The organism is Streptomyces sp. NPDC003300, assembly GCF_040610915.1.
GTDB lineage: Bacteria > Actinomycetota > Actinomycetes > Streptomycetales > Streptomycetaceae > Actinacidiphila.
Map to the genome: position 1 here is coordinate 261,662 of NZ_JBEXNE010000002.1, position 24,614 is coordinate 286,275.

Genomic DNA, 24,614 nt, shown 5'->3' on the forward strand with positions numbered 1-24,614 from the left:
CTATCGTGCCAGGCCCGGTCCGCCGCGCCGCGGGACACGCCCTCGGCGCGGCGGCCACCGTCAGCGGCGGCCCGCGGCCACCGCCTCGTACACCATGGCGACCAGCAGGTCGTCCGCGTCGCGGCGGCCGAACTCGGCTGCCGCGCGCGACATGTCGTACAGGCGGTGCGGGTCCGTCAGGACGGGCAGCACGTGTCCCAGCACCCAGTCGGGGGTGAGTTCGGCGTCGTCGACCAGCAGGCCGCCGCCGGCCTTCACCAGCGGCTGGGCGTTGAGCCGCTGTTCGCCGTTGCCGATGGGCAGCGGCACGTAGGCGGCGGGCAGTCCGACCGCGGACAGTTCGGCGACGGTCATGGCACCGGCCCGGCAGAGCATCATGTCGGCGGCGGCGTAGGCGAGATCCATCCGGTCGACGTAGGGCACCGGGCGGTACGGCGGCATGCCGGGCATGTTGTCGGACCGCGGGAGTTCGTTCTTGGGGCCGACCGCGTGCAGGATCTGCACGCCGGACTGCTGGAGCCGCGGCGCGACGGTGGCGATCACCTCGTTGAGCCGCCGGGCGCCCTGGGAACCGCCGGAGACCAGCAGGGTGGGCAGGTTCTGGTCGAGGCCGAACGCGTGCCGGGCCTCGGGGCGGGCGGCGGCCCGGTCGAGGGTGGCGATGGTGCGGCGCAGCGGGATGCCGATGTAGCGGGCGTCGCGCAGCTTGCTGTCGGGGGTGGAGACGGCGACGGCGTGCGCGTACCGCGACCCGATCTTGTTGGCCAGGCCCGGCCGCGCGTTGGCCTCGTGCACGACGATCGGCACGCCGAGCCGCTTGGCGGCCAGGTAGCCGGGCAGCGCCACGTAGCCGCCGAAGCCGACCACGCAGTCCGCCTTGGTGCGTTCCAGGATCTGCTCGGCGGCCTTGATGGTGCCGCGCAGCCGTCCGGGGACGGTGATCAGTTCCGGGGTGGGGCGGCGCGGCAGCGGGACGGCCGGGATGAGCGCCAGTTCATAACCGCGTTCCGGCACCAGCCTGGTCTCCAGGCCCTTCTCGGTGCCGAGGGCCGTGATGCCCACGGTCGGGTCCTGCCTGCGCAGGGCATCGGCGAGCGCGAGCGCAGGCTCGATGTGGCCGGCGGTCCCCCCGCCGGCGAGTACGACATGCACCGAAATTCACCGCTCTCCGGACGGCCGCCTGGTGACGTACCGCCGCATCGTCCGTGTCATTGCCCCGCTGAAAGCACTACGCCCCCGCATGGCCAGGGCCGCTCGCGCTCCGGGCTCGTTTCTCGCGAAGGAGATGAGCAGCCCGATCGCGAACATGGTCGGCAGGATGGCTGAACCTCCGTAGGAGAACAGCGGGAGCGGGACTCCGGCGATCGGCAGCAGGCCGAGCACCGCACCGATGTTGATCACGGCCTGCGCCGTGATCCAGGTGGTCACGCCACCCGCTGCGAACCTGACGAAGGGGTCCTCCGTACGACCGGCCACGCGGATACCCGCGTAGCCTAGTGCCGCGAAGAGGGCGAGTACCGACAGCGTCCCCGCCAGACCCAATTCCTCCCCGGTTACGGCGAAGATGAAGTCGGTGTGCGGCTCCGGGAGTTCACCCCATTTTTCCACACTCGCCCCGAGTCCCGACCCGAACCAGCCACCGGAGGCGAGGGCGTAGATCCCGTGCACGGCCTGCCAGCACTGGTCGTTGGTGCCGGGGTCGGTGGCGGCGATGCAGTGCAGCCGGCCCATCCGGTTGGGGCTGGTGATGATGGCCAGGGCCGCCAGCGCCGCCGCGCCGGACAGCACGCCCGCGAAGAGCCTGGTGGGGGCGCCCGCGAGCCAGAGCATGCCGAAGAGGATCGCGGTGAGGATCATCGTGGTGCCCATGTCGCCGCCGAGCATGATCAGTCCGAGCAGCAGGAACGTCACGGGCACGAGCGGCACCAGCAGGTGCTTCCACTGGATCAGCAGATTCCGGTCGCCCTTGCGGGCGAGCAGGTCGGCGCCCCACATCACCAGGGCCAGCTTGCCGAATTCGCTGGGCTGGATCTGGAAAGGGCCGCCGATGGAGATCCAGTTGGTGTTGCCGTTGACCGTCTGCCCTATTCCGGGGACCTGGACCAGGCACATCAGGAAGACGGCGCCGAGCAGCAGCGGGTACGCGAGCGCGCGGTGCAGTCTGACCGGCATCCGGGCGGCGGCGTAGAGCAGCACGGAGCCGAGGGCGACCGCGAGGAGCTGCTTGCGGAAGTAGTACGTGGACGGCAGGCCGTAGCGCAGCGCCTGGATCATCGAGGCGGAGTACACCATCACCAGGCCGAGCACGGTGATCAGCAGGGCCGCGCCGAGGATGACGTAGTACGCCGTCAGCGGGCGGTCCCAGGCGGCGCGTACCCGCTCGGGGAGCCGGGCGGCGCCCCGGAGCGCGCTGCCGCGCTGCCGGGCCGGGTACGTGCTCATACCCGCCCCCCGCGGGGGCGGTGCGCGGGGCGGCGGGGGGACGCAGTGGCCGTCATGGGACCTCCATCGGAGCGAGGGCGCCGCACGACACCTGCGGCTAGGGCTCGTCGCTGTCGCTGTCGGCGGCGCCCAGGCGCCGGACGGCTTCCGCGAACATATCGCCGCGCTCGTTGTAATTGGCGAACATGTCCATCGACGCACAGGCCGGTGCCAGCAGAACGGTGTCGCCGGGCTGGGCCCGGTCGCGTGCCACGGCGACGGCGGCGGCCATCGCCCCAGTGTCGGTCCGGCCCAGCTCGACCACCGGGACCTGGGGGGCGTGTCGCGCGAGCGCTTCACGGATCAGGGCGCGGTCGGCGCCGATCAGGACGGCGGCCCGCAGCCGGTCGGCGGACTTGATGACCAGGTCGTCGAAGACCGCGCCCTTGGCGAGGCCGCCGGCGAGCCAGACGATCGACGGGTACGCGGCCAGCGACGCCTCGGCCGCGTGGGTGTTGGTGGCCTTGGAGTCGTCGACCCAGGTGATGCCGTCGCGGGTGGCGACCTCGGCGATGCGGTGCGCGTCCGGACGGAAGGCCCGCAGGCCCTCGCGTACGGCGGCCGGTTCGACGCCGTAGGCGCGGGCGAGGGCGGCGGCGGCCAGCGCGTTGGCGATGTTGTGCGGGGCCGGCGGGTTGACGTCGGCGGTCTCGGCCAGCTCCTGCGCGCTGTTGACCCGGTCGTCCACGAAGGCGCGGTCGACCAGGATGCCGTCGACCAGGCCGAAGTCGGAGGGCCGGGGCGCGTCGAGGGTGAAGCCGATCGCCCGGCAGCCCTCCTCGACGTCGGCCTCGCGGACCAGCCGCTCGGTCTCCGGGTCGGCGCGGTTGTAGACGCAGGCGACCTGGTTGCCCTGGTAGATCCGGCCCTTGTCGGCGGTGTACGCCGCCATCGAGCCGTGCCAGTCGAGGTGGTCGGGCGCCAGGTTGAGCACGGCGGCGGAGTGCGGGCGGATGCTGGGCGCCCAGTGGAGCTGGTAGCTGGACAGCTCGACGGCGAGGACGTCGTACGGTTCGTCGCCGAGGACCGCGTCCAGCAGGGAGACGCCGATGTTGCCGACGGCCGCGGTGCGCAGGCCCGCCGCGGTGAGGATCGCGGCGAGCATGCGGGTGGTGGTGGTCTTGCCGTTGGTGCCGGTGACCGCGAGCCAGGGGGCCGCGCCGGGTTTCCTGAGCCGCCAGGCCAGTTCGACGTCGCCCCAGATCTCCACGCCCGCCTTGGCGGCGGCCGTGAACAGCGGGCTGCTCGGCTTCCAGCCGGGGGCGGTGACCACGAGTTCGGTGCCCTCGGGCAGGGTCGCGCCGTCACCGAGGCGCACGGTGATGCCGAGCGCCTCCAGTTCGGCCGCCTCGGCCCGCTGCCGCTCGCCCGCGACGCCGTTGACGACGGTGACGCGGGCGCCGAGGGCGTGCAGCGCCTTCGCGGCGGGCACGCCGGAGACGCCGAGCCCGGCGACGGTGACGCGCAGGTCCGTGAAGTCGGGGTTCACGAAGCCCTGCCCGGCGGCGGACGGGGAGGCCGGAGACGCCGGGGACGCCGGGGACGCCGGGTAATCGGTCGTCACGACGCGGCCACCCAGCCCGCGTAGAAGATGCCGAGTCCGACGGCCATGCACATGCCCTGGATGATCCAGAATCTGACCACGACCAGGACTTCGCTCCACCCCTTGAGTTCGAAGTGGTGCTGGAGTGGCGCCATCCGGAAGACCCGCTTGCCGGTGAGCCGGAAGGAGCCGACCTGGATGATCACGGACATCGTGATCAGGACGAAGAGGCCGCCGAGGATGGCCAGCAGCATCTCGGTGCGGGAGCAGATCGCCAGGCCCGCGAGCGCGCCGCCCAGGGCCAGGGAGCCGGTGTCGCCCATGAAGATCTTGGCCGGTGAGGTGTTCCACCACAGGAAGCCGAAGCAGGCTCCCATCAGGGCCGCCGCGACCACCGCGAGATCGAGTGGGTCGCGGACCTCGTAACACGCGCCGTTGGCGCTGACCGGGGCCCCGCACCACTGGCCGTACTGCCACACGCCGATGACGGTGTACGCGGCGAAGACCATGGTGGAGGCGCCGGTGGCCAGGCCGTCGAGGCCGTCGGTGAGGTTCACGCCGTTGGACATCGCCAGGATCATGAACAGCGCCCAGACCACGAAGATCACCGGGCCGATGGACCAGCCGAAGTCGGTGGTGAACGACAGCTTGGTGGAGGCCGGGGTCTGGCCGCGGGAGTCCTTGAAGTTCAGCGCGAGCGCCGCGAAGGCGATGCCGACGATGAGCTGGCCCGACATCTTCGCCTTGGCGCGCAGGCCGAGGCTGCGCTGCTTGACGATCTTGATGTAGTCGTCGAGGAAGCCGACCAGGCCCATACCGGCGAAGAGGAAGAGCACCAGCACGCCGGACATGGTCGGCTTGTCACCGGTGATCAGCTTGGTCGCCGCGTAAGCGATCAGCGTGGCCAGGATGAACGCGATACCGCCCATGGTGGGCGTGCCGCGCTTGCTGTGGTGCGCCTTCGGACCGTCGTCCCGGATCATCTGTCCGTAGCCCTTGCGGGCCAGCAGGCGGATCAACAGCGGTGTGCCGACCAGCGACAGGAAGAGCCCCAGGACGCCGGAGACGAGAATCTGCTTCACAGGGCGGCACCCTCACGGGCCGAGCCGTCGAAGCCGTCGGCTTCGAGCAGCGCCAGGGCGACGGACTCCAGGCCGACCGACCTCGATGCCTTCACCAGTACGACGTCCCCCGGGCGCACTTCGCTGCGCAACAGGTCGATCGCCGCCTCCGCGTCGGACACGTGCACCGACTCCTCACCCCACGAACCCTCGTTATAGGCGCCCATTTGCAGCCAGGCGGCTTCGGTACCGCCCACGGCCACGAGCTTGCTGACGTTGAGCCGGACGGCCAGCCGCCCCACCGCGTCGTGCTCGACGAGTGCTTCCCCGCCGAGTTCGGCCATCTTTCCGAGCACCGCCCACGTGCGCCCCCCGCGCGCCTGTGTGGATCTGCCCATCGCTGCGAGTGTGCGCAGGGCAGCCCTCATGGATTCGGGGTTCGCGTTGTAGGCGTCGTTGACGACCGTCACGCCGTCGGGCCGCTCGGTGACCTCCATGCGCCAGTGCGAGAGCGTGCCGGCCTCGGAGAGCGCGGTGGCGATCTCGTCGACGGGCATGCCCAGTTCACGGGCTACGGCGGTCGCGGCGAGCGCGTTCGACACGTGGTGCTCACCGTACAGGCGCAAGGTCACCTCGGCGCACCCGGTGGGTGTTCGCAGCGTGAAGACGGCCTGACCCCGGTCGTTGAGCCGGACATTCTCGGCGGTCACCTCGACGTCCACGCCGTCGACCGACCTGGCCGACTCGCCGAAGTACACGACGCGCGCCTTGGTACGGGAGGCCATGGCGCGGACCAGCGGGTCGTCGGCGTTGAGTACGGCGATGCCGCCCTCGGCCGCCGCGGGCAGCGCCTCGACCAGCTCGCCCTTGGCCTGGGCGATCTGCTCCCGGCCGCCGAACTCGCCGATGTGCGCGCTGCCGACGTTGAGCACCAGGCCGATCCGCGGCGGGGTCAGTCCGGTCAGGTAGCTGATGTGGCCGATACCGCGGGCGCCCATCTCCAGCACCAGGTGCCGGGTGTGCTCGTCGGCGCTCAGCGCGGTCAGCGGCAGCCCGATCTCGTTGTTCAGCGAGCCCGGTGTCCACACGGTGGGCGCGTGCCGCTCCAGGAGCTGCGCGATGAGGTCCTTGGTGCTGGTCTTGCCCGCGGAGCCGGTCAGCGCCACCACGGTGGCGCCCAGCCGCTCGATGACGTGCTTGGCGAGGGCGCCGAGCGCGGTCTGTACGTCGTCCACGACGATCGCGGGTACGCCGACCGGCCGGGTGGCGAGCACCGCCACGGCGCCCGCCGCGACCACGTCGGCGGCGAAGTCGTGGCCGTCGGCCTTGGCTCCGGCGAACGCCACGAAGAGCGCGCCGGGCACCACCTCGCGGGAGTCCCTGACCACCGGGCCGGTGACACGTACTTCCGTGTCCGGTATGTCGTGCGTGCTCCCGCCGACCGCGCGTGCGACCTCGGCGAGGGTGAGGGGGATCACAGTGCTTGTCGGTCCTTCTCGATCGCGGCGCGCAGCACCTCTCGGTCGTCGAAGGGGCGTACCTCTCCGGCGATGTCCTGGCCCTGTTCATGGCCCTTGCCCGCCACCACCACGATGTCGCCGGGCTCGGCCCGTGCGACGGCGGCGGCGACGGCGGCGGCTCTGTCGGGTTCGACGATGACGTGTCCGCGCTGCTGCGCGGGGACCTCGCACGCGCCGTTCAGCATCGCGGCGAGGATGGCCAGCGGGTCCTCCGACCGCGGGTTGTCGGAGGTCAGTACGGCGGTGTCGGCAAGCCGGGCGACCGCCGCGCCCATCGGCCCGCGCTTGGTGGTGTCGCGGTCGCCGCCGCAGCCGAGCACGGCGTGGATCCGGCCGCGGGTGGTCTTGCGCAGCGCGCGCAGCATCAGCTCCACGGCGTCGGTCTTGTGCGCGTAGTCCACGACCGCCAGATACGGCTGTCCCGCGTCGACCCGCTCCAGGCGGCCGGGGACGCCGGGGACGGCGGCGATGCCGTCGGCTGCGGTCTGCGGGTCGAGGCCCGCGGCGGCCAGCGCGGTGATCGCGGCCAGGGTGTTGGCGACGTTGAAGGGGCCGGGCAGCGGCGCGGTGGCGTCCACCCGCTCGCCCTTGGGGCCGAGCACGGTGAAGGTGCTGCCGTGCAGCCCCGCCTCGACGTCCTCGGCCCGCCAGTCCGCGTCCAGCCGCCCTTCGGCGGAGAAGGTGACCAGCGGCACGGTGGCCTCGCCGACCAGCCTGCGGCCGTACGCGTCGTCCAGGTTGACCACGCCGAGCCGGCTGCGGCGCGGGGTGAAGAGCTGCGCCTTGGCCTGGAAGTAGTCCTCCATGCCCGCGTGGAACTCCATGTGCTCGGGGCTGAGGTTGTTGAAGACGGCCACGTCGAACACCGCCCCGTCGACCCGGCCGAGCACCAGGGCGTGGCTGGAGACCTCCATGACCACCGACTCGACACCGCGTTCGCGCATCACGGCGAAGAGCGCCTGGAGGTCGGTGGCCTCCGGTGTGGTGCGCTCGCTCTTGATCCGGTCGTCGCCGATCCGGGTCTCGACGGTGCCGATGAGGCCGGTGCCGCCGTCGCGCGCGGCCCGCAGGCCGCCCTCGACGAGGTAGGCGGTGGTGGTCTTGCCCGACGTGCCGGTGATCCCGACCCGCAGCAGGCCGTCGCCCGGCTGGTCGTAGACGGCGGCGGCCAGCTCGCCCATCCGGGCCCGCGGGTCGTCCACGGTCAGGACGGGCAGTCCGGTGGCGGCGGCGCGCTCGGTGCCCGCCGGGTCGGTCAGTACGGCGACGGCTCCGGCGGCGGCGGCCTGCGCGGCGAAGTCCGCGCCGTGGAAGCGCGCGCCGGGCAGCGCCGCGTACAGGTCACCGGGGCGGACCGCGCGCGAGTCGTGCGTGATGCCGGTGACCTGCGCGGTGGGGCCGTCCGGCACCCGCGTACCGAGAGGTCCGGTGAGTTCCGCGAGTTCGTGCAGGGTTTTGGGGCGGATACGCGTCGGGCGCGGCGCGCCCGGCTGGGTGAGGGTGGGCTGATCAGCTTTGGGCACGGCGGTGAGGTTACCGGGCTGGCCGGGGTGCGAGCCAAAATTCATGATCACCGCGCCTTGTCCGTGCCGGGCTTCGCGGTGCCGGGCGGCGTCGCGGGCTGGGCCGGGTCGAAGTCGACCGGCAGATGGGGAGCCTTGGTGCCGGACGGCGGGACCTTCAGCGTCTTGAGCGCGAATTCCATGACCTGCTTGAAGACCGGGCCGCAGATGGAGCCGCCGAAGTAGCTGCCCCTGGTCGGGTTCTGGATCACGCAGGAGACCGTGACGCGCGGGTCGTCGGCGGGCGCGAAGCCCAGGAACGACGAGGTGTAGCCCTTGTACTTGCCGGTCTCCGGGTCCACCCGGTTGGCCGTACCGGTCTTGCCCGCGACGCGGTATCCGGCGATCCGCGCGTGGAGTCCGGTGCCCTGTTCGTCGCCGACGACCGATTCGAGCATCGTGGAGAGCGTCTTGGCGGTCTGCGCGCTGACCACCCGGGTCTTCTTGGCCGGGTCCGCGGGGACGTAGCGGCCGTCGGGTCCCGTGGTGCCGCGGATCAGCGTGGGCTGGACGCGTACGCCCCCGTTGGCGATCGTCGAGTAGACCGAGGTGGCCTGGAGCGCGTTGACCGACAGGCCCTGGCCGAACGGGATGGTGAACTGCTGGGAGGCGTTCCAGTCCTGCGGCTTGGCCAGGATGCCGGGTGTCTCGCCGGGGAAGCCGATGCCGGTGGGATCGCCGATGCCGAATTTCTTCAGGTACGAGTAGAGCACCCGGTTGGCCTGCGGCTGGGTCGTGCCGAGCTGCTGGCTGGCCAGGATGGTGCCGATGTTGCTGGACTTGGCCAGGACGCCGTTGAGCGTCAGGTACCAGGTGCCGTGGTCGACGTCGTCGTGGAAGACCCGGTCGGCGCGCGGCAGGGTGCCGGGGACGGTGACCCGGGTGTCGGGGGTGGCGGTGCCGGTGTCGAGGATCGCGGCCATCGACATCAGCTTGCTGACGCTGCCGGGCTCGTACGCGTCCTGCATCGCCGCGTTGCCGAGCGCGCGCGGGTCGGCGTGGGCGAGGTCGCCGGGGTCGAAGCCGGGGGCGTCGGCCATGGCCAGCACCTCGCCGGTTCTGGAGTCCTGGACGATCACATAGCCGCGGTCGGCCTTGGACTTCTGCACCTGGGCGGTGATCGCGCTCTGGGCGGCCCACTGGATGTCCCGGTCCAGGGTCAGCTCGACGTCGGAGCCGGGCACGGCGGGGTGTTCCTGGACGCCCGCGGTGGGCACCTGGCGGCCGTCGGACTGGGCGTAGCGGATCTTGCCGTTCTTGCCCGCGAGTTCCTTGTTGAGCATGGATTCGAGGCCGCCGCCGCCCACGCCCTGGCTGTTGACGAAGCCGAGGACGCCCGCGGCCAGGTCGCCGCCGGGGTAGACGCGTTTGGTGTGGGTCTCGCTGAAGACCCCGGCCAGCACGTTGGCGCCCTGTCCCCTGGCGTACGTGGCGGCGAACGCCTTCTTCAGGTCCTTGATCTGGTTCCAGACCTGCGGGGACTGCTGGCGGGCGATCACCTGGTAGCGGGACTTGGGGGTGGCCAGCGCCTTGGCGATGGCCGTCGGGTCGCCGCCGACGATCGGCGCGAGCAGTTCGGCGGCCTGGAGCGGCGCGTCCTTGGTCTTGGTCTGTTCCGGGGTGAACAGATACGGGTCGGCGGTGATGTCGTACGCGTCCACGGTCGTGGCCAGGTCGACGCCGGAGCGGTCGGTGATGGTGCCGCGGTCGGCGGTGACGTCGTGGGTCACCCAGCGGTTCACCGCGGCCTTGGCCGCGTAGGTGGAGGCGTCCACGGCCTGGACCTGGAGCAGCCGGATCACGAAGGCGGCCATCACCAGGGTGAGGGCGACGCCGACCAGCCGCAGCCGGGGCTTGGGCCTGCCGAGCTTGACCAGCCGGGGGCCGCGGGGGGCCCGCGGCGGCGGGGCGGTGCGGCGCGGGCGGGGGGCGGCGGGGCGCTGGCCGAGCCGCTGGCCCGCGCGCTGGGCGGGTCGGGGCGCGGCGCCTTCGGGGCGGGGGCGGCGAATCCGGCCCGCGGGGGCTCCTGCGGCTCCGGCCGCCGCGCCGCCCGCGTTGCCCGCTCCGGACGCGCGGGGGCGGGGCGCGCCGGGGCGCGGGGCGCGGCCCGGCTGCGGTCGTCTCGGCTCGCTCACCGGCCGGCCCTCCGCGCGGGGCGCGGGGAACGGGCGGTCGGGGAGGGTGGCTGAGGCTTCACGAAGTCACCTGCCGGGAGGAGTGGGAGTGGTCGTGGCGGCGGCGTGCGCGCCGCCGGGGGTCGTGGGGGCCGAAGGAGTGGTGCCGGGGGCGCCGGTCGGCGACCCGGTCGGGGTGCCGCTCGGCGGGGTCGCGGTGGGCGTGCCGGTCGGGGCCGACGGCGCCTTGCTGGTCGGCGGCGGCGCGGGCGGCGCCGTGGCCTCCTCGGGGGTGCCCCGGACGCTGCCGTCCGGGTTGAGGAAGGCCGGGTTGCCGCCCGGCACCATGCCGAGCTGCCGGGCGCGCTGTTCCAGGCCGCCGGGGGCCGCGTACTGATCGACCTCCTGCTGGAGCTGCTGCTGCTCGTCCGTGTAACCGTTGGTCTCCTTTTGAAGTTTGTTCAGCTCGAAGGAGTCCTGGTTGACCGCTCCGTTGAGCAGCAGCAGGGAGAGCAGGCCGCCCGCGAGGAGGGTCACGACAAGAAGGACGAACGGCATACGGGCGGCGGTTGCGGACCGGGCGGACCCGCGGCCCGCGGACGGCCGTACGGACAGGCCGGGCGCGCGCGGCGGCCTGGGCACCCTCGCGGTCCCGCGGCGCGGCTCCCCGCGGTCCTGGCGCGGCGGCCGGTCCTGGCGGGCGGCCCGCTCGCGGGACGGTTCCTGACCGGCGGCCCGCTTACGGGGCGGTTCCTGGCGCGGGGGGCGGCCACGGGCGGGGTCCTCGCGCGGGGTGCGTCCGCGCGCCGGTTCCTCGCGTGCCCGGTCGTCGCCCGGCCGGCCCTCAGGTGACCGGTCCCGGCGTGCCCGGTCGTCGCCGGGGGGCCGTCGCCGGTCCCCCGGCCGGTCCTGGCTCACCGCGCGTCCTCGCGAATCCGCTCGGCGCCGCGCAGCCGGGCGGGCGCGGCCCGCCGGTTCTCGGCGATCTCGTCCTCGGTGGGCAGTTCCGCGCCGCGGGTGAGCAGCTTCAGGCGGGGCTGGTACTGCTCGGGCACCACCGGCAGGCCGGGCGGCGCGGTCGTGGCGGCCCCGGCCGCGAGGACCTGCTTGACCAGCCGGTCCTCCAGCGACTGGTACGACAGCACGGCGATCCGGCCGCCGACCGCGAGCGCCCCGACGGCCGCCGGGACCGCGCGCTCCAGCACCGACAGCTCGCCGTTGACCTCGATCCGCAGGGCCTGGAAGGTCCGCTTGGCCGGGTTGCCGCCGGTGCGCATCGCGGCCTGCGGCAGCGCCGTACGGATCAGCTCCACCAGGCGCGCGCTGTTGCTGAACGGCTCCCGTTCCCGCTCGCGCACCACCGCGTCCACGATCTTGCGGGCGAATTTCTCCTCGCCGTAGGCGCGCAGGATGCGCACCAGGTCGCCCGGCGGATACGTGTTGAGCACCTCGGCGGCGCTGATCCCGGTGGTCTGGTCCATCCGCATGTCCAGCGGCGCGTCCTGGGCGTAGGCGAAGCCGCGGCCGGCCTCGTCGAGCTGCATGGAGGAGACGCCGAGGTCGAACAGGACGCCCTGGACGCGGACGATGCCGAGCCGGTCCAGGACGTCGGGCAGCTCGTCGTAGACCGCGTGCACGAGGGTGGCGCGGTCGCCGAAGGGCGCGAGTCGCTCGGCGGAGAGCTTCAGCGCCTCGGTGTCGCGGTCGAGCGCGACCAGCCGGGCGGCGGGGAACGTGCTGAGCAGCGCCTCGCTGTGGCCGCCGAGGCCGAGGGTGGCGTCCACGACGACCGCGCCCGGCTCGGCGAGCGCGGGGGCCAGCAGGTCCAGGCAGCGCCGGAGCATGACCGGCACATGGCGCGGCTCGGGCTGCGCGGGGGTGGTGTCGCTCATGGGGCCCTTCTCGGCGGTACGAGGGACGTAGAACCGGGTCCCCGCCCGCTCGAAAGGAAACGTTCCCCTGGCACCGGGGAAGTGGTGCCAGCGGAGCGGCAGAGCGGGAGGAGGCCGGGCCGTACGTCCGCGCGGTGGTACGGAGTCAAGCGTGGGGTGCGCGCAGGTGCGCCGGGGCGCGGACCGGTCGGGCCGCGCTCACAGTAATCCGGGCGGAACCTCCTCGGACAGGGCCGAAAAGGTGTCTTCCTGGGCCGCGAGATAGCCCTCCCAGGCGGTCGCGGACCAGATCTCCACCCGGCTGCCCGCGCCGATCACCGCGCAGTCCCTGACCAGCCCGGCGTAGGCGCGCAGCGGCTGCGGCACCGTGACCCGGCCCTGCTTGTCGGGGACCTCGTCATGCGCCCCGGCGAACAGCACGCGCAAGTAGTCCCGCGCGCCCTTCGAGGTCAGCGGGGCGTCGGACAGGCTTCTGGTGGCGGCCTTGAAGCCGTCGACCGACCACACGCACAAGCAGCGTTCCTGCCCCTTGGTGATCACCAGTCCGTCGGCGAACTGCTCGCGGAACCTGGCGGGCAGCACCAGCCGGTTCTTGTCGTCGAGCCGCGGGGTGTACGTCCCGAGGAACATGCACACCTCCAGCAGACGGCACCACTTCGCGCCACTTTACTCCACCGGCCCCCACGGTCAACGCAGAGCGGAGCCGGGCGCGTCACGTCCCCCGCGGCCTCCGCGTCACCCCTCGCGTCCTCTCGCGTCACCCCTCACGTCCCCTCGCGTCACCCCTTTCCGGTGAGCCCCGGAGGGCGTGTGGGCTACCTCACACATCGTGGAATTGCCGATGCTTATCCTTTTTGAGCCGAAATTTCGTGGGAACTCACAGCAGGTGGAACGGCACCCGGAGCCGTACCGTCAGAGACATGTCGATATCTGCCAGTGGTTCCCCAGCGCCGACCGACGTCAGCGGCCGCTCCGGAGACACCGCCACCGCGTCCGTTACCGACCGGCTCGTCGCAGCCAACCAGCGCTACGCCGACGCGTTCCAAGACCCCGGCATGGATGCCAGGCCCGTTCTGAAGGTCGCCGTCGTGGCCTGCATGGACGCCCGCATCGACCTGCACCGGGCGCTCGGCCTGGAGCTGGGCGACTGCCACACCATCCGCAACGCGGGCGGCGTGGTCACCGACGACACCATCCGCTCCCTCACCATCAGCCAGCGCGCGCTGGGCACCCGCTCCGTCGTGCTGATCCACCACACCAATTGCGGCCTGCAGAGCATCACCGAGGACTTCCGCACCGAACTGGAACGGGAGGTCGGCCAGCGGCCGACCTGGTCGGTGGAGGCGTTCACCGATATCGACCAGGATGTCCGGCAGTCGATGAACCGGGTGCGCACCTCGCCCTTCCTCGCGCACACCGACGACGTGCGCGGGTTCGTCTTCGACGTGCACACTGGTCTACTCCGGGAAATCACGAACAAGTAACGGCAGGCGAGTGACGTGGGGTGCCGCGTAAGGGAAGAATGCATCGTGCGGCACCGCACTGCCTCGCCCGGCGCGAGCACGAGCGGCACGCAAGTGGGGTGGGCCGGTCCAGGGATGACCGTGTCCCGAGGAACATGGCCGAGGAGTACCGGGTGACGACCTTTGACGCACGAGCAAGCCTGAGCGATCTGACGACGACCGCTGACCGGGTGCGCCGCAGTGTGGAGAACGTGATCGAGGGCAAGCCCGAAGTCGTCCGCATCGCACTGACGGTGCTGCTCGCCGAGGGACATCTGCTGATCGAGGACGTGCCGGGTGTCGGTAAGACGATGCTGTCCAAGGCCCTGGCACGGTCGATCGACTGTTCGGTACGGCGCATCCAGTTCACACCCGACCTGCTGCCGTCCGACATCACCGGAGTGAGCGTCTTCGACCAGCAGCGGCGGGACTTCGAGTTCAAGCCGGGCGCGATCTTCGCGCAGATCGTGGTCGGCGACGAGATCAACCGCGCCTCGCCCAAGACCCAGTCGGCGCTGCTGGAGTCGATGGAGGAGCGGCAGGTCACCGTGGACGGCACCACGTACGAACTGCCGAGCCCCTTCATGGTGATCGCCACCCAGAACCCGGTGGAGATGGAGGGCACCTATCCGCTGCCCGAGGCGCAGCGGGACCGGTTCACCGCCCGGGTCTCGATCGGCTACCCCAGCCCGGACGCCGAGTTGAAGATGCTCGACGTGCACGGCGGTGTCTCGCCGCTCGACGACCTCCAGCCCGTCGCGCACGCCCACGAGATCGTCAAGCTCGTCGAGGCCGTACGGATGGTGCATGTCTCGGAGCCGGTACGGCGGTACGCGGTGACGCTGGTCGGCGCCACCCGCAACCACCCCGATCTGCGGCTCGGCGCCTCGCCGCGCGCCACCTTGCACCTGGTGCGGGCCGCCAGGGCCTCCGCCGCGCTGGACGGCCGGGACTACGTGCTGCCCGACGACGTGCAGGGCCTGGCCTCCTCCGTACTGGCGCACCGCCTGCTGCCCACCGCGCAGGCGCAGTTGAACCGGCGCACCCCCGAACAGGTGGTCGCCGAGATCGTGCAGCGCGTCCCGGTGCCCGACCCGGCGGCCGGCGGCTGGCCGCAGAAGCCGTCCGCCCGCCCGCAGGGCCTGCGGGGCCTGTGATGGCGACGCCCGGCGCCGGGACCCCGCCGCCGACCCGACCGCCGCAACCCGCGCCGCAGCCGCAGCGCGGTCCGGCGCAGGGCCGCCAGGGCGGCCAGCCGGGCGCCGCGGGGCCGCAGCAGGCGAGCGGCGGATTCCGTACCGCGCTCGGCGGACTCACCACCCGGGGCCGGTCCTTCGTCGCGGCCGGGGTCGCCGCCGGGATATGCGCCTACGTGCTCGGCCAGCCCGACCTGCTGCGGGTCGGACTGCTGCTGGCGATCCTGCCGCTGGTCTGCGTCGCCGTCCTGTACCGCACCCGTTACCGGGTCGCGGGCAGCAGGCGGCTCGCCCCGTCGCGGGTGCCCGCCATGTCGGAGTCCCGCGTGCACCTGCGGGTCGACAACGTCTCGCGCATCCCCACCGGACTGCTGATGCTCCAGGACCGGGTGCCGTACGTGCTCGGCCCGCGCCCGCGCTTCGTACTGGACCGGGTGGAGCCCGGCGGCCACCGCGAGGTGTCCTACCGGGTCCGCTCCGACCTGCGGGGCCGCTACCCGCTCGGCCCGCTGCAACTGCGGCTGACCGACCCCTTCGGCATGTGCGAACTGACCCGCTCCTTCAGCGCGTTCGACACCCTCACCGTGGTGCCGCGCGTCGAGGCGCTGCCGCCGGTACGCCTGGCCGGTGAGGCCAACGGCTACGGCGAGAGCCGCACCCGCGCGCTGGCCTTCGCCGGCGAGGACGACGTCATCCCGCGCGGCTACCGGCACGGCGACGACCTGCGCCGGGTGCACTGGCGCTCCACCGCCAAGTACGGCGAGCTGATGGTGCGCCGCGAGGAGCAGCCGCACCGCGCGCGCTGCACCGTCCTGCTGGACACCCGGCGCTCCGCCTATTACGGCGCGGGCCCCGACTCGGCGTTCGAGTGGGCGGTCTCGGCCGCCGCCTCGGTCTCCACCCACATGCTGGAACGCGGCTTCGCGGTACGGCTGCTGACCGACACCGGCAGCAGCGTCCCCGGCCCCGAGGGCACCGGCGGCTACGTCGGCGACTCCTCGGACATGGCGGGCGTCCTGCTGGACACCCTCGCCGTGGTCGACCACTCCGACGACCTGGCGCAGTCGCCCGGCTCCGGCTCCGGCCCCGACGCCGCGCACAGCGACGGCCTGTCCCGCGCCTACGAGGTGCTGCGGTCCAGCCACGAGGGCCTGCTGGTGGCCTTCCTCGGCGACCTGGACGAGGAGCAGGCGGCCAACGTCGGCCGGATGCGGCAACGGGCGGGCGGCGCCGTCGCGTTCGTCCTGGACAGCGACGACTGGACGGCCCGCGAGCCGGGCGCCAGGTCGGAGCCCCCGGCCGAGCACGGCGCGCGGGAGACCGGCGCCGAGGACGACGACACCCCGACACCGCTGCGGATGCTCCGCGAGGCGGGCTGGACGGTGCTGTCGGTACGCGCCGGGGACTCTCTGCCGGAACTGTGGCAGCGGGCCGACCGTTACCGCTCACGCGAGGAACAGCAAGAGGCAGGGGCCACAACATGAGCGGACGTGCCCGGCTGACGGTGTGTGCGGCGGCCGCCTCCGTGATGGCCGCCTGCTCGCTGCTGCCGCTGGCCACCCCCGCGGGCTGGATGTTCCAGGCCGTGCTCTTCGTGGCACTCCAGTCCGGGGTCGGCGCGCTGGCCCGACGGGTGCCGCTGGCCCGGCCGTTGACCGTCCTCGCGCAGGCGGTGGTCTCACTGCTCGTGCTGACCGTGATGTTCGCGCCGCACCAGGCACTGGGCGGCGTCATCCCCGGTCCCAACGCCTTCGTCCACCTCAGCGACCTGGTACGCGACGGGCTGACCGACGTCAGCCAGTTCGCCATCCCGGCGCCGGTCACCCCCGGCATCAGGATGCTGCTGGTCGGCGGTGTGCTGGTGGTCGCGCTCGCGGTGGACGCGCTGGCCGTCACGTACAACAGCGCGGCCCCCGCGGGACTTCCGCTGCTGGCGCTGTACTCGGTGGCCGCGGGGCTGTCCAACGGCGGTGCGCAGTGGCTGTACTTCGTGGTCGCCGCCGCCGGTTACCTGCTGCTGCTCCTGGCCGAGGGCCGGGACCGGCTCTCGCGCTGGGGCCGGGTCTTCGGCGGCGGTCCGCCGGCCAACGGCTGGGGCGGCTCCGCCAACCCGGCCTCCGGCAGCCGGGCACTGGCCCCGGTGCGCACCGGCCGCAGGATCGGCGTGATGGCGCTGGGCCTGGCCCTGGTCGCGCCCGCCGTGCTGCCGTCGCTGGGCAGCGGCCTGCTGGACACCTCGGGCACCGGTACGGGACCGGGGCGCGGCGGCACGATCTCCGCGGTCAACCCGGTGGTGGCCCTCCAGGACAACCTCAACCAGCAGGACAACCGCGAAGTCCTCTCGTACCGGACCAACTCCACCGATCTGTCCAGCATGTACTTGCGGATCGTGGCGCTCGACCAGTTCGACGGCACGCAGTGGCAGCCGTCGAAGCGGAAGATCGAGGACATCCCGTCGGTGCTGCCGCAGCCCGCGGGCATGGCCTCCGACGTGAAGTACTCCAAGGTCCAGACGACGGTGAAGGTCGACGACGGCTACGCGCAGGGCTGGCTGCCGATGCCCTTCCCGGCGCTGGGCGTCGACGTGTCGGGGCACTGGCGGTTCGAGCCCGAGGGCCGGACGATCATCGGCGACCGCGGGCAGAACACCTCGGGTCTGACGTACTCGGTCACGAGCATGCAGGTGCAGCCGACGGCCGCGCAGCTCGCCGCCGCGCCCCCGGCCACCGGACGGGTCGCCGAGGAGTACACCAAGGTGCCCGGCTCGCTGCCGAAGGTGGTCGCGCAGACCGCGCAGCAGGTGACGGAGTCGGCGAACAACGACTACGAGAAGGCGCTGGCGCTCCAGCGGTACTTCACCTCGGGCGCGTTCGTCTACAACACCAAGGCGCAGTCGGGCACCGGCGTGGACGCCATAGCGCGGTTCCTGCGCACCAAGGAAGGCTTCTGCATCCACTTCGCCTTCACCATGGCGGCGATGGCCCGCACGCTGCACATCCCGGCGCGGGTGGCGGTCGGCTTCACCCCCGGCTCGCAGCAGGGCTCGGACGGCACGATGTCGGTGGGCCTCAAGGACGCGCACGCCTGGCCCGAGCTGTACTTCGAGGGCATCGGCTGGACCCGTTTCGAGCCGACCCCGTACCGGGGCACGGCCCCCTCGTACACCCAGACCACGACGCCCTCGGGCACCAACGAGCCCGCCGACCAGGGACAGCACGGCACGGCGACGACGCCGACCCCGACGCCGTCGGCGAGCGCGAGCTGCGGCAGCGACAACCGGGCGCAGAGCTCCTGCGACAACACGGCGGTGGCCGCTTCCGGCGGTTCCGGCGGCGGCGGGTTCGGCGGCGGCAGGATCGCCGTGCTCACGCTGCTCGCGCTGCTGGTGCTGGCCGTCCCGCTGCTGCCCATGCTCTGGCGGCGCCGACAGCGGTCCAGACGGCTCGGCGGCGGACGGGACAGGGCCGAAGGGCTCGCCCTGTCCGCCTGGCGCGAGGTGGTCGACACCGGCTGGGACTACGGCGTCCCGCCGGACGACTCCGAGACCCCGCGGCGGGCGATGGCCCGGCTGGTCCAGGACGGCGGTCTGACCGGCCAGGCCGCGGTCTCCGCGGGCGCCCTGGCCACGGCGGTGGAGCAGGTGCTCTACTCGCCCAGGCCCCAGCCGGTCACCGGGTTGCCGGCCGATGTCCGGCACGTCCGCGAGGGCCTGCACGCGGCGGCCGGGCGCCACGGTCGCCTTCGGGCGGTGCTTCTGCCGCGTTCCTCCGCCCGGGTGATCTGGCAGCTTTCTGACCGGTGGTCCGCGGTCACTCTCCGTCTGTCCGAGGCCGGGCATCGCCTTGTCGCTCCGCTGAGGAGGCGCCTGGCGCGCCAGGCGTGAGTCACCACCGCGCGGGTGGGGCGCCCCTCAGGGGGCTGCGCTGTCCGCGCGGGGCGTGGCCCCGTCAGGGGCGGGAGGAACTGCGCGCCCGCCCCCAGGGGCCGGTGGTCCGGGAACGACCGGACTGCCCCGCCGGAGCGGGTGGTGACCTGCGGGAGCGCGGCCGGCGGCGGACGGCGCGGTTCCTCAGCGCGGTCCGCCGCTGACCGCGCGGTTCCTCAGCGCGGCGGGCGGCGGACCGCGCGGTTCCTCCCCCAGCTAACGCTGGGAGGTGCCCCCCAGCGCCCTTCCGGGGCACACGCCTCGCGCCGGCACGGCCTCAGGGGCCGCGACCCTCAGGGATCGGCTCGCCGCACGGCGACAGGTGGGCGCCCAGGGGGCAAAAAGATCGGCGCACCGCCGGGAGGGTGCGGGACCCTCGGACGGTGCGCCGTGCTGGCGGAAGTGACCCTCTAGCGGCCACCCTGCTGCTCGTCGCGGCGGCGCTGCCACCGCTCCTCGATCCGGTCCATGACCTTGCCCCGCTTGGCCTGGTTGCGGCGACTGAGCCGCCGGCCGGGTGCGCCGGGGGCACCGGGAACCCCGGCGGCGGGCGCCGCCTCGCCCGGCTTGCCCGCCTTGCGCCAGCCGGTGACGGCCAGCACCGCACAGGCCAGCATGACCAGGAAGCCCACCACACTGATCCAGGGCTGCTTGGCGATCATGCCGCCCATGAGCAGCGCGATACCGACCAGGAAGCCCGCCACCGACTGGTAGACACGCCGCCTGGTGTACGTGCGCAGCCCACTTCCCTCAAGCGCCGACGCGAACTTGGGATCTTCGGCGTACAGCGCTCGCTCCATCTGCTCGAGCATGCGCTGCTCGTGCTCCGAGAGCGGCACGGAGTCCTCCTACTCGTCGGTCGCAGGGGGGCGACCGGTCCGACCCTTTCAGGATAGGCAGGGATTCGCCCCCATGAAACCCGCCCCACTACGCCAATCCGACGGGGGCTTCATTCCCCGTCCGCCGTTACGTCATGCCAGCATACGGTCAGCAATGGCGGTACGGGGGGCCTGTGACCGACTACTCCGGCCGGTGGCGGGGGCGGGTGAAGCGGAAGAGGTCCTTCCGGGGGTCTCGCGGGGTCCGTCAGCCGCGCTCGCCGAGGACGTGGAGCTGGGTGGCCACCGAGTGGAATCCGGGCTCCTCCGCCGCTGCCAGCTCCAGCCGCAGCAGCGCCTCCAGGGCGCCCGGCTCGGTGTCGACCAGGACGCCGGGTACGAGGTCGGCGAAGACCCTGATGCCGTGCACGGCGGCGGCCCGCAGGCCCGCGTCGGTGACCAGCCGGGTGAGCTGGTCCGCGGTGTAGCGGCGGGGCAGCGAATCGCCGTCGCCCCATCGGCCGTCCGGGTCACCGAGGGCGTGCTGGGCCTCCGCGAAGTGCCCGGCGAGGGCGCGGGCCAGTACGGCGCCGCCGCGGCCCGCCGCGAGCAGGCTGAGGGCGCCGGAGGGGCGGAGGGCTCCGACCACGTTGCGCACGGCCTCCGCCGGGTCGTCCACGTACTCCAGGACGCCGTGGCACAGCACCATGTCCCAGCTCCCGCGGGGCACGATGTCGGGCAGCCCGTGGGTGTCGCCCTGGACGGCGCTGACCCGGTCGGTGACCCCGGCCTCGGCGGCTCGCCGCTCCAGTGCGAAGAGCGCGTCGGGGCTGGGGTCGACGACGGTGACGCGGTGGCCGAGCCGGGCGACGGGCACCGCGAAGTTGCCGGTGCCGCCGCCAGTGTCCAGGACGTCGAGTGCCGCCGTGTCCGCGGTCTTGGCCCGCCGTTCGAGAGCGTCCTTGAGGACCTCCCACACCACGGCGGTACGCAGACTGGCACGGGGGCGCATCGGGTCCACCCCTCCTTGACGGGACATGGCGCGCGGCTCCTCGCAGGGGCTGGTCACATCGGGCGGCTCCACTCTAGAGCCCCCGGCCGAGGTGGGGCCGCCGCGCGCGGCCGGGCGTCGTGGTCCAGGTGCTCGTGCGCGACCAGGACGACGGGGCCGCCGCGCGCGGCCGGGTGTCAGTTGGCGCGTCTGCGGGGTGGCTCCGCGGCCGCGGGGGCCGGGATCAGGGGCGGCTTGCCCGCGAGCGCGGGCTGGAGGAGCAGCATGCGCTCCACCAGGCGCAGGAACATGGTCGCGGCGCGCAGCAGGTCGTCGGCGTCGCGGGGGCCCGCGGCTCCGGCTATGCCGGCCTCGGCGCGGGCCCTGCGGGCCGCGCCCGCCTCGAACAGGGCGCTCCACTCCGCCAGTTCGGGCGCGACCTCGGGCAGCACCTCCCAGGCGGTGCGTATCCGCTGGCGGCGGCGCGGGGCGGGCTCGGGTCGGCCGCGTACCGCGAGCACCGCGGCGGCGGTGCGCAGGGCGGCGAGGTGGGCGGTGGCGTAGCGCTCGTTCGGAGTCTCCAGGACGGCGGCCTCTTCGAGGCCGAGGTGTGCCTGGGTGAGCAGGTCAAGGGCGGCGGGTGACGCGGTGGCGCGGCGCAGCACAGGATGGATGTCGCTTACGGGAGCTGCCATGGCGAGCCTCCTTTCTCCGTGCCACCCATAGTGGGGGCTACCACTGACAATCGGTCCTGACCTGGGGTAACGCCCGAAAACGGGACATTCGCGCGGTGGCCGGAATCCGCCGGGTGAACGTGCCCGGTGAACATGCCGGACGCCGGACAGGCAGAATCGGCACCATGACCACCGCACGACGCCAGGCCACTCGTCAGAAGCTGTACGAGGCCGCCGTCACCCTCATCGCCGAACAGGGCTTCTCCGCCACCACGGTCGACGAGATCGCCGAACGGGCCGGGGTCGCCAAGGGCACCGTCTACTACAACTTCGCCAGCAAGAACGACCTGTTCGAGGAGTTGCTGCGGCACGGCGTGGGTCTGCTGACCGTCTCGCTGCGCGAGGCCGCGCAGGACGCGGAGGCCAAGGGCGGCGGCAAGGTCGACGCGCTGGACGCGATGATCCACGCGGGGCTCGACTTCATCGTGCGCTACCCGTCCTTCACGCAGCTCTACGTGGCCGAGCTGTGGCGCACCAACCGCGCCTGGCAGGACACGCTGATGATCCTGCGTCAGGAGGCGGTGGCGGTGGTCGAGAAGGTGCTGGGCGAGGCGGTGGCGGCGGGTGAGCTGAACGACGAGATCGACGTACCGCTGACGGCGTCCGCGCTGTTCGGGATGGTGCTGGTCGCCGCGCTGGACTGGCAGGCGTTCCAGCCGGAGCGCGGTATCGACGAGGTGCACGCGGCGCTGTCCCGGCTGCTCCAGGGCAGGGTCGGCGGGCGTTCGGCGCGCCAGTGAGCGGTCCGCGGGTGCGCTGTTCTGGCAGGGTCCGGTCCCCCGCAGGTCCGTGCCAGAACAGCGCCTCCCCCGTGCGCCCCCCGTTCACGTACGGACCGGTGTACTTCCGCCGCCCCGTGTCGGCGGTTCTGGCACCGAAGCCCGTCCGCGGTCCCCACTCTTCCGGTTTCCCGGCCGACGCCCCATCCGCGAACGTACTCAACCGCGCGTCTAGGTACGGATACTCATGACCGCGCGATTTCACTCGGTGACAGTGGGCGCGGTTCGCTAGAGTCCCGCGCATGTCCGTACTTCCGCTGGTCTTCACCAGCGGCTGGGCGAGCGGGATCAACGCCTACGCCGTCGTGCTGCTGCTCGGTGTGATGGGCAGGGCGGGTATCACCGACGAGGTGCCGCTCTCGCTCCAGCGCACCGATGTGCTGCTGATCGCGGCTGCCCTGTTCCTCTGCGAGGCGGTGGCCGACAAGATCCCTTACGTGGACTCGGCGTGGGACGCCGTGCACACGGTGATCAGGCCGGTCGCGGGCGCGGTGGTGGCGGCGCTGCTGGCCGGGCAGTCGGGTTCGCTGTCGGAGCTGGCGGCGGGCGCGGTCGGCGGATCCACGGCGCTGGCCAGCCATCTGGTGAAGGCGGGCACGAGGCTGGCGGTGAACACCTCGCCCGAGCCCGCGAGCAATATCGTGGTCAGCCTCGCCGAGGACCTGGGCGTCGCGAGCATCGTCACCTTCGCGCTCTTCCATCCGCTGCCCGCCGCGATCATCGCGGCGGTGCTGCTGGTGCTCGGCATGACCGTCGTGCTCCTGCTGCTGTCCCGGATCCGGCGGGCGCTGCGCCGCCGCAGGGAGCGCAGGGAGCGCAAGAACCGGAACGGCACCCCGGCGCCCACCTGAGAGCCTGTCGGGCGGCCTTCGATACAGTCCCTGCCATGGCACGGATTGCGGTGATCGGCGCGGGTATGGGCTCGCTGGCGGCGGCGGCCAGGCTCGCCATCGGCGGCCACCGGGTGGTGGTGCACGAGCGGTCGGCGACGTACGGCGGCGGTGTGGGCCGGGTCGAGAGGGACGGTTTCGCCTTCGACACCGGTCCTGGACTGCTGCTGCTCCCCGCCGTGCAGCGCGATCTGTTCGTCAAGACCGGCCGGGAGTCGCTCGAACAGTCCGTCGGTCTGGCGCAGGCCGATCCGGCCGCCCGCCACGTCTTCGCCGACGGTACGGATCTGACGCTGCCCAACGCGTCGCGCTCCGGGGTCATGGAGGCGCTGGACGGCGCTCTGGGCGCCGGAAGCGGCGAGCGGTGGAGCGAGGTCATGCTGCGCGCCCGGGAAGCCTGGGAGGCCACTCGCAGGCCCTTGTTGGAGGACGCGGTGTCCGGGGCGACCGCCGCGCTGCGCGAGGATCCGTATCCGGCGGCCGGGAAGCGCGGTCTGCTGCGGCGCCCGGCGCGGGCGCGGACCCTGTCCGCCGTCGCGGACGGCGAGTTGCGCGACCCCCGGCTGGCCGCGCTGCTGGAGAGCTATCCGCTCGACTACGGCCTCGACCCGCGCACCGCTCCCGCCTCCGCGACCGTACTGGCGTACGTGGAGCAGACCTTCGGGGTCTGGTACGTGCCCGGCGGGCTGCGGGCGCTGGCCGACGCGGTGTACGCGCGCTGTCTGGCACGGAAGGTGGAGTTCCGGTTCGGCTCCGAGGTCACCGGGGTGCTGGAGAAGGACGGCCGGGCCGCCGGGGTGGAACTGGCCGACGGCGGTAAGGCGGAGGCGGACTTCGTGGTGGCGGGCGCGCCGCTGCCCGCGCTCCACCGGGACCACGTGCTGCCCTGGGAGTCCGAGGACGAGTTGCCCGACTGGGGCCCGCGGCACCCGCGGGGCGTCCTCACCGTCCACCTGGCGCTGCGCGGCGCGCGCCCGGCCGACGCCGTGCACCGTACGGTCGTGCACGCCCCGGACCGCGAGCGCGCGCTGACCTGGGCATTCGACTCCCCCGGCACCACGGACGCCGTCCCCACGGTGACGGTGCTGCGGCCCGACGACCCCGCGCTGCGCCCGGACGGGCACGAGGCGGTCACCGTGAGGGTGACCGTGCCGCCGCACGGCCGGGCCGGCCTGGACTGGACGGCTCCCGGCGCCGCCGACGCCGTCGCCGAGCGGGCGGTGGCCGCCGCGGAGGCGGCCGTACCCGGCCTGCGGGAGCGGGAGTTGTGGCGGATCGTGCGGACACCGGCGGACACGGAACGCGAGACCGGCGCACCGGGCGGCTCGGTCCCCGCCCCGGCGCTCGCGGGCGCGCACGGCTCACTGCTGCGCTCCCCCAACGCCGACGGCCTGCCGGGGCTCTACCGGGTCGGCGGCTGGGCCCACCCCGGCGGCGGACTGCCGCACGCGGGCATGTCGGGCGCGATCGTGGCCGACCTGATCATGGGCGGGCCCGGCGGCAGCCGGTGAACGGGCGTGCGCCGCGCGCTCGTTGACGGCCCGCTCGACGGATTCCCCTCCGCTGGCCGCCTCTTGCCGCCCCCGTTACCGCCGCGAAGATCCTT

General features: G+C 73.1%; 20 protein-coding genes. 7 read left to right on the forward strand and 13 right to left on the reverse strand.

What is annotated here, in order from left to right; genetic code table 11:
- Nucleotides 1–60: 60 nt before the first annotated feature.
- The 10 genes from murG to mraZ form a co-directional block, all read right to left on the reverse strand.
- Nucleotides 61–1,152: an undecaprenyldiphospho-muramoylpentapeptide beta-N-acetylglucosaminyltransferase gene (gene murG / locus ABZX65_RS03685; protein ID WP_355334117.1), complete on the reverse strand. Its 1,092-nt coding sequence runs from the start codon at nucleotides 1,150–1,152 to the stop codon at nucleotides 61–63.
- 6 nt (nucleotides 1,153–1,158) lie between these two features.
- Complete coding sequence (ftsW, locus tag ABZX65_RS03690) at nucleotides 1,159–2,442, reverse strand: putative lipid II flippase FtsW (protein WP_355334118.1); 1,284 nt, start codon at nucleotides 2,440–2,442, stop codon at nucleotides 1,159–1,161.
- Nucleotides 2,443–2,539: 97 nt separating this feature from the next.
- Nucleotides 2,540–3,970, reverse strand: coding sequence for a UDP-N-acetylmuramoyl-L-alanine--D-glutamate ligase (gene murD, locus ABZX65_RS03695; protein ID WP_355334707.1), 1,431 nt, complete (start codon nucleotides 3,968–3,970; stop codon nucleotides 2,540–2,542).
- 71 nt (nucleotides 3,971–4,041) lie between these two features.
- Nucleotides 4,042–5,106 (reverse strand): phospho-N-acetylmuramoyl-pentapeptide-transferase, encoded by a 1,065-nt coding sequence (mraY, locus tag ABZX65_RS03700; RefSeq protein ID WP_188282125.1) that lies wholly within the window; start codon nucleotides 5,104–5,106, stop codon nucleotides 4,042–4,044.
- Complete coding sequence (murF, locus tag ABZX65_RS03705; protein ID WP_355334122.1) at nucleotides 5,103–6,563, reverse strand: UDP-N-acetylmuramoyl-tripeptide--D-alanyl-D-alanine ligase; 1,461 nt, start codon at nucleotides 6,561–6,563, stop codon at nucleotides 5,103–5,105. Before murF ends, mraY begins: the two co-directional genes overlap by 4 nt.
- Nucleotides 6,560–8,173, reverse strand: a complete 1,614-nt coding sequence (locus ABZX65_RS03710) for a UDP-N-acetylmuramoyl-L-alanyl-D-glutamate--2,6-diaminopimelate ligase (protein WP_355334124.1) — start codon at nucleotides 8,171–8,173, stop codon at nucleotides 6,560–6,562. Before ABZX65_RS03710 ends, murF begins: the two co-directional genes overlap by 4 nt.
- A gap of 2 nt (nucleotides 8,174–8,175) precedes the next feature.
- Nucleotides 8,176–10,302 carry a penicillin-binding protein 2 gene (locus ABZX65_RS03715; protein ID WP_355334127.1) on the reverse strand — a complete coding sequence of 709 codons (2,127 nt, stop codon included), beginning with the start codon at nucleotides 10,300–10,302 and terminating at the stop codon, nucleotides 8,176–8,178.
- Between the two features lie 66 nt (nucleotides 10,303–10,368).
- Entirely contained in the window at nucleotides 10,369–10,839 is a 471-nt protein-coding gene (locus ABZX65_RS03720; RefSeq protein WP_355334129.1) for a cell division protein FtsL, read from the reverse strand.
- Between the two features lie 356 nt (nucleotides 10,840–11,195).
- Entirely contained in the window at nucleotides 11,196–12,173 is a 978-nt protein-coding gene (gene rsmH / locus ABZX65_RS03725; protein WP_355334131.1) for a 16S rRNA (cytosine(1402)-N(4))-methyltransferase RsmH, read from the reverse strand.
- Nucleotides 12,174–12,371: 198 nt separating this feature from the next.
- Nucleotides 12,372–12,803 (reverse strand): division/cell wall cluster transcriptional repressor MraZ, encoded by a 432-nt coding sequence (mraZ, locus tag ABZX65_RS03730; RefSeq protein ID WP_355334133.1) that lies wholly within the window; start codon nucleotides 12,801–12,803, stop codon nucleotides 12,372–12,374.
- Nucleotides 12,804–13,093: 290 nt separating this feature from the next.
- On the opposite strand from mraZ, the gene ABZX65_RS03735 reads away from it, so the two are divergent.
- The 4 genes from ABZX65_RS03735 to ABZX65_RS03750 all read left to right on the forward strand — a co-directional run bounded on the left by ABZX65_RS03735 (nucleotide 13,094) and on the right by ABZX65_RS03750 (nucleotide 18,754).
- Complete coding sequence (locus ABZX65_RS03735; protein ID WP_355334136.1) at nucleotides 13,094–13,657, forward strand: carbonic anhydrase; 564 nt, start codon at nucleotides 13,094–13,096, stop codon at nucleotides 13,655–13,657.
- Nucleotides 13,658–13,809: 152 nt separating this feature from the next.
- The gene (locus tag ABZX65_RS03740) at nucleotides 13,810–14,832 is read left to right on the forward strand and encodes a MoxR family ATPase (RefSeq protein WP_188283215.1); all 1,023 of its coding nucleotides are present in this window, start codon (nucleotides 13,810–13,812) and stop codon (nucleotides 14,830–14,832) included.
- Nucleotides 14,832–16,355 carry a DUF58 domain-containing protein gene (locus ABZX65_RS03745; RefSeq protein WP_355334138.1) on the forward strand — a complete coding sequence of 508 codons (1,524 nt, stop codon included), beginning with the start codon at nucleotides 14,832–14,834 and terminating at the stop codon, nucleotides 16,353–16,355. Before ABZX65_RS03740 ends, ABZX65_RS03745 begins: the two co-directional genes overlap by 1 nt.
- Nucleotides 16,352–18,754 (forward strand): DUF3488 and transglutaminase-like domain-containing protein, encoded by a 2,403-nt coding sequence (locus ABZX65_RS03750; RefSeq protein WP_355334140.1) that lies wholly within the window; start codon nucleotides 16,352–16,354, stop codon nucleotides 18,752–18,754. Before ABZX65_RS03745 ends, ABZX65_RS03750 begins: the two co-directional genes overlap by 4 nt.
- A gap of 452 nt (nucleotides 18,755–19,206) precedes the next feature.
- On the opposite strand, the gene ABZX65_RS03755 is transcribed toward ABZX65_RS03750, so the two are convergent.
- The 3 genes from ABZX65_RS03755 to ABZX65_RS03765 all read right to left on the reverse strand — a co-directional run bounded on the left by ABZX65_RS03755 (nucleotide 19,207) and on the right by ABZX65_RS03765 (nucleotide 21,300).
- Nucleotides 19,207–19,635, reverse strand: coding sequence for a DUF3040 domain-containing protein (locus ABZX65_RS03755; RefSeq protein ID WP_355334142.1), 429 nt, complete (start codon nucleotides 19,633–19,635; stop codon nucleotides 19,207–19,209).
- 247 nt (nucleotides 19,636–19,882) lie between these two features.
- Nucleotides 19,883–20,653, reverse strand: a complete 771-nt coding sequence (locus ABZX65_RS03760; RefSeq protein WP_355334145.1) for a methyltransferase domain-containing protein — start codon at nucleotides 20,651–20,653, stop codon at nucleotides 19,883–19,885.
- A 149-nt stretch (nucleotides 20,654–20,802) separates the two neighbouring features.
- Nucleotides 20,803–21,300 (reverse strand): SAV_6107 family HEPN domain-containing protein, encoded by a 498-nt coding sequence (locus ABZX65_RS03765; protein WP_355334148.1) that lies wholly within the window; start codon nucleotides 21,298–21,300, stop codon nucleotides 20,803–20,805.
- Nucleotides 21,301–21,464: 164 nt separating this feature from the next.
- Here ABZX65_RS03765 and ABZX65_RS03770 point away from each other — a divergent pair, with 164 nt between their 5' ends.
- From ABZX65_RS03770 to ABZX65_RS03780, 3 genes are all read left to right on the forward strand, one after another.
- Nucleotides 21,465–22,079, forward strand: coding sequence for a TetR/AcrR family transcriptional regulator (locus tag ABZX65_RS03770; protein WP_355334150.1), 615 nt, complete (start codon nucleotides 21,465–21,467; stop codon nucleotides 22,077–22,079).
- A gap of 281 nt (nucleotides 22,080–22,360) precedes the next feature.
- Nucleotides 22,361–22,969: a DUF4126 domain-containing protein gene (locus ABZX65_RS03775; protein ID WP_355334153.1), complete on the forward strand. Its 609-nt coding sequence runs from the start codon at nucleotides 22,361–22,363 to the stop codon at nucleotides 22,967–22,969.
- A gap of 35 nt (nucleotides 22,970–23,004) precedes the next feature.
- A complete protein-coding gene (locus tag ABZX65_RS03780) occupies nucleotides 23,005–24,519 on the forward strand; it encodes an NAD(P)/FAD-dependent oxidoreductase (protein ID WP_355334156.1) in 1,515 nt (504 codons plus the stop codon).
- The last annotated feature ends 95 nt before the right edge of the window (nucleotides 24,520–24,614 follow it).

Coding starts and splice junctions, on each gene's coding strand:
- ABZX65_RS03770 (WP_355334150.1), top strand. CDS start 21,465: ATGACCACCGCACGACGCCAGGCCACTCGTCAGAAGCTGTACGAGGCC.
- ABZX65_RS03760 (WP_355334145.1), bottom strand. CDS start 20,653: ATGTCCCGTCAAGGAGGGGTGGACCCGATGCGCCCCCGTGCCAGTCTG.
- ABZX65_RS03745 (WP_355334138.1), top strand. CDS start 14,832: ATGGCGACGCCCGGCGCCGGGACCCCGCCGCCGACCCGACCGCCGCAA.
- rsmH (WP_355334131.1), bottom strand. CDS start 12,173: ATGAGCGACACCACCCCCGCGCAGCCCGAGCCGCGCCATGTGCCGGTC.
- ABZX65_RS03750 (WP_355334140.1), top strand. CDS start 16,352: ATGAGCGGACGTGCCCGGCTGACGGTGTGTGCGGCGGCCGCCTCCGTG.
- mraZ (WP_355334133.1), bottom strand. CDS start 12,803: ATGTTCCTCGGGACGTACACCCCGCGGCTCGACGACAAGAACCGGCTG.
- ABZX65_RS03735 (WP_355334136.1), top strand. CDS start 13,094: ATGTCGATATCTGCCAGTGGTTCCCCAGCGCCGACCGACGTCAGCGGC.
- ABZX65_RS03710 (WP_355334124.1), bottom strand. CDS start 8,173: ATGAATTTTGGCTCGCACCCCGGCCAGCCCGGTAACCTCACCGCCGTG.
- ABZX65_RS03765 (WP_355334148.1), bottom strand. CDS start 21,300: ATGGCAGCTCCCGTAAGCGACATCCATCCTGTGCTGCGCCGCGCCACC.
- ABZX65_RS03780 (WP_355334156.1), top strand. CDS start 23,005: ATGGCACGGATTGCGGTGATCGGCGCGGGTATGGGCTCGCTGGCGGCG.
- ABZX65_RS03775 (WP_355334153.1), top strand. CDS start 22,361: ATGTCCGTACTTCCGCTGGTCTTCACCAGCGGCTGGGCGAGCGGGATC.
- ABZX65_RS03720 (WP_355334129.1), bottom strand. CDS start 10,839: ATGCCGTTCGTCCTTCTTGTCGTGACCCTCCTCGCGGGCGGCCTGCTC.
- ftsW (WP_355334118.1), bottom strand. CDS start 2,442: ATGAGCACGTACCCGGCCCGGCAGCGCGGCAGCGCGCTCCGGGGCGCC.